This is a genomic window from Catellatospora sp. NPDC049609 (assembly GCF_040675365.1).
Taxonomy (GTDB): domain Bacteria; phylum Actinomycetota; class Actinomycetes; order Mycobacteriales; family Micromonosporaceae; genus Catellatospora.
In genome coordinates this window covers 1-4,728 of sequence record NZ_JBFAOU010000319.1, presented here as the reverse complement: position 1 = coordinate 4,728, position 4,728 = coordinate 1, and the positions used below count along the sequence as shown (strand labels likewise).

Sequence of the window (4,728 nt, the reverse complement as noted above, 5' to 3'; positions counted from 1 at the left end):
CGGCTGGTCTTGTCCGGCACACCGGCCGCGGCATCATCGACGGTGACCGTCTGCACCCGGGAGAAGTCCACCGTGTCATAGGTGTAACGGACCTCGCCCAGAGCCTTGTACGTGCCGTCCACGACCGCCGCGTCGACGGTCTTGTCAGGCGCGACACGGAACCCGCCCGCCTCCCAGTACACATTGAACGTCGGCGTGCTACGACGGACCTCGTCCTTGCCCTCACCGTTGACGAACCGGGTCTCACTGACCGACGGCAGCTCCATCACGTACTCGCCACCGACCGACTTGGACACCCACGTCGTCTCGGACGTCACCGACGGGGCGTTGTCACGGCAGGCGTCGAAGATCTGCCCACCCGTGCCAGTGCACGTCCTGCTGACCGTCATCGACGGCAGCACCGTACGCGTCGGATAATCCGCACGCGCCCCCGGGATCTCCAACCCGCCGGGAAGGCTGCGCAGGTGGTAACTCGGCTCCACGATCGACATCACACCCGGCTGGGTGTTGCCGATACCGGCCCCGTCCACCAGATGACCCAAAACCGTAGCCGACAGGATCGGCACACCACCCGGCTGAACCTGGTAGCTGTACATCGTGACGTGCGTCACATCGTCGGCCACGCCGGGGGTCGAGGCGTTGAGCCGCGTGTGGGTCTCCTCAAAGCCACGGAACGCCTTGCGACCGTACAGGTCGGCCACGAACACCGGCCGGATGTAGCTGTGCTCACTGGTGATCGCCGGCTGGCCGTGACCCGGATCAGCGGTGACGGTGGTCGCCAACCACTTACCCGCCGCCGCGTCACGGGTGTAAGACACGGTCGTCTTACCGCCCGTGCCGTTGGAGACGGTACGCAGCAGCCGCGCCGGGGCGAAAGTGTCACCACTACCCACCTCCGACTTGGCATAACGGACGCTCACACCGTCGCCCTCGGGGTCGGACAGCAGATCCAGCAGCCCGTCGGCGTTGACGTCGACAGCCTGATGAATGGCCGCATACCGGTAATCCGCCCGGTCGTCGAACTCCTGCGTGGTGCCACCGTAGGTGGTGCCGAACCCCTTGATCACCCCAGCCAGATGCTGGGCGACGCTGGTGTCGGCGTCATGCGAACTCACCCACTGACGGCCACCACCCGCATACAGCTTCGCACGGCCCGCCTCCCGGTCGTAGAACAACAGATCGGGCAACCCGTCGTGGTCCATGTCCAGCATCCGGGTCTTACCGGACCGCTCCGTCAGAGGCGGATAGTGCTGCCAGTTCTTGCCGGTGAGGTCCGGCGCGCGGAAAGAGTCCAGGAAATTGGTGTCCGAGCCGGCGCCGTTGTCGCCGTCCTCGCCGAACATCACCTCACCGTCATCCGCGGCGGTGGCGAACCCGTACCCGGTGTTGAAGTTCACCCGGGTGCCGTTCGGGTCGAAATCGAATGGCGCGCCTTCCCACTGCACCTCCACCTTGTCGGGCAGCCCGTCGGCGTTGATGTCCGGACCGAGGCCTTCGCGCAGATACCCGGTGTAGGCACCAGCGTTGTCCAACGCAGGGTCGGTCGGACCATTCGGGTCGGTAACCCGCTCGATCCGGGACCGCAGCTGCCCCAGATGCAGATTCTGGTCGCCATCCGGCAGCTGAAACGGCTGCTTGAACGAGCCGCCCGGTGAGCCCAGACTCACTCGGCTACGCCCGGCAGAGTGATCGCCGGACTCATACACCACATCCTGGTAACCGTCACCGTTGACATCACTGAGCGTGGCCTCGGCGTTTCTACCACCGTTCGGGGCGAAGAACCCGCCCATCACGCTAGCGCCGGGCGCTACCAGATTCGGGCCCGCCTGTTCCGTCGGGTTGGGCACCTGGACGCGGGTCGGCGTGGCCGCGAACCCACTACCGGTGTTGCGATACACCCACAGGTACCTCTGCCGCTTGGTGATCGCCCGTACCGGCTCGCCTTCCCCACCCTCGGGCACATTCGGATTGACAGTGGCGTCGACGTACTCATAACGCCAGTGCGGATCCGGGTTGCCGAACTCCTCCGACAACGAGGGCCGATACGTCGGCGCGGGAATACCCTGGGTACTGGCGTACGGGCAGTCCACCGACGCGATCGTCTGCGTGACCAGCTCCGGCCGGCCGTCGCCGTCCATGTCCATGAAGGCGTGCTTGGCCTGCTGCATCGACCCCCACGACGCCGGCGCCAGCCAAGCGTTGTCAGCCGTGCACGCAGTGCCCGCATCCCCACGCAGACCGCCCGAGGCGTCCTTGCTCAACGACCGCGACAGAGAACACAACAGCTCACCCGCCCCAGACTCGGGCACACCGGACCCGACCGGGATGTCGCCCATCGCCTTACGCAGGCTGAAGGCCTTGAACTTACTGGTGGCCGCATCAGCACCGGTCTGCTTGACGAACTTGGTACCCGTGTTCAGATACACGTCAACGGTGCAGCCGCCCGTCTGCGGCGCGGCAGCGGCCAGCTTCGGCAGACCGCCCTGCCGCTCCAGCAGATCAACACGATTATCACCGTCGATGTCGACATACAGCCGGGCCACGCTCTCCCCGGTCGCCTGCCCAGTCGCCAGCATCCACGACTTACTGTCAGTACGCAGGTCCGTCGACCCCGCCGGGATCGGACACAACGGATCCGGGCAGGTCGCCACCGGCGCCACCGGCGTGAACCGGAACGCATTCGCATCACTCGGATCGCGGTGGAAGAACTGGTTGGTGTCCACCGACTCCGGCAGCAACACCGGCACATCCGGCCCGCTGGGCAGATCAGCCTTCAACGGCACCGCCGGACCGTAATGAGCGTCCTTGGCGTACGAAGCCGCCTTGCCGTAGGTGAACCTCGTCGGCGGCAACACCGTCTCCACAGGCCCGTCCTGCCCCGCCACACCCGGCCGATACACCGTGTGCTGCACACTGGCAAGCTCCCGATACGGCGCGCCCCGCTCCACCGCCTCCGACCCGGTACAACTCTCCGTCGCCGCGTTATACCCCAGCGCATACACACTACGGGTGTCGAAACCGCTGCCGACCGTCTTCTTCGTCTTCGTCGTGACCTGCGTCAGCTTCCGCGTCCCGGACAGACGCGCAAACCCCAGCCGGTAATCCAGCCGCGACCCGACCGCCGGCATGGTGGCCGGGCTCCCACAGAACGCCGGATCCGCCCAACTGAACTCCACCCGCGCATACGCCTGCTCCGACGACTGCGTCTCGTAGTCGATCGCGGTCAGCACAAACTCCCGCGGCTGGCTGCCCGTCGGCGCCGCAGTCGTCCGCCCCACAGTCGCATACGTGTACTTCAACTCCGCCGGATCATCGAAACCGTTCGGCTCACTCACCCGCACCAACGGCGCAAACGAATACGGATGATCGCCCTTGTCCCCGAAATACGACGTCGTGCCATCGGAATGCTTCGCCAACCACCACCACGGCAGCGACGTCGCACCCAGATACTCAAACCGCGTCGACAGATTGACACCGACCGCCCGATAGCCCACCGCCCCCGCGGTCACCACCGGCAGCGACTCATCCTTCACCAACGCACGACCCTGCGGATCACGGAAATTGCGCGGCGCCGCCGCCGAACCACCCTGCGGCCACTCCGGACGCACCGTCCCCGCCGAACCGTCCACCGTGATCGCACCACCGGCAGACAACGACCAACCCGCCGCCAACCCACCCTGAACCGACCCATCCGACGAATACGACAACCCCACCGAAGGGGCCATCCCCTCCCGACCAGCCGGCACCGCAAACGGATACCCCGTCGCAAAATCACCGCTCCGAGACCCACGCCCCGAACCCGACGACCCCCCACCAGCCGCCGCAGCAGCCCCCATCAAATCCGCGCCGTTACCCGCACGCGTCGCCTCCGCAGCCGCCGGCGACCCCGGCAACACCGCCAACAACGACCCCGCCAACAACGACACCGCAAACCCCGCAGTGCCCCGCGCCAACACACGCCCCCAACCACCAGCCACAACACCCGAACCACGGGCACGACCAACAGCACCGGGACCAGCCCCCAAAAGGGGTAATCCAGCCATACCAACCTCACAATCAATATCCGAAACCAAGGCAACAGACCACAGAAAAACAGGTCCTGGCTCAGTAGGTACGGACACATGAGCCTTTTGGATCCCCACCCGATCGTTACCTCCTTCGGCTACAAAGACGCAGTCGGCCATGTATCAGCACAAGCCGGGGTCTGTGCAGCTAATGGTGGGTCTGTGCAGCTAACGGCTCTGGCTCAAATCCGGTGGTGACCGTGCGTAACGCCAGCTCTTGCAGGTCCGGTTCCCGGCCGTCGAAAGCACCGTCACCGGCGGCCAGGAAGACTCGTGGCCAATGCGCCCAGCTCACGTATCTGTTTCCGCATGGTCGCATCGTTGCTACCCACTGTCACCACCGAATTCGAGCCAGAGCCCAGCTAACGGTGTAAGCCGGTTGGTGAGGATTACTTGCGGCCTGCGGATAGGCGTCCTTCGAAGGTGATCTCGAAGGCGTTGAGGGCTGGTTTCCAGCGGGTGACCCAGCGTTTGCGGGCCTGACCGGCGGTGATGTTCCCCCGATATGCCGGTGAACTGCACCGGGTTTGGTAGCGGCCCGACCTCTTGTGGAGGGCGGACAGCAGTTCTGGCTCTGGCGAAGATCTTGTGGACGTCGCGCTCAGGCGTTGAGCAGGATGCGGTGCCGCAGTAGCGCGAAGTTGGCCCTGCCGTACATGGATCT

At 65.5% G+C, this 4,728-nt stretch carries 1 protein-coding gene; it reads right to left on the bottom strand.

Annotation, left to right across the window (positions count from 1 at the left end):
• Positions 1–3,629: hypothetical protein (locus AB0J67_RS39205; protein WP_363490576.1), on the bottom strand; the 3,629-nt coding region annotated here is incomplete at its 3' end.
• Between the last annotated feature and the right edge of the window lie 1,099 nt (positions 3,630–4,728).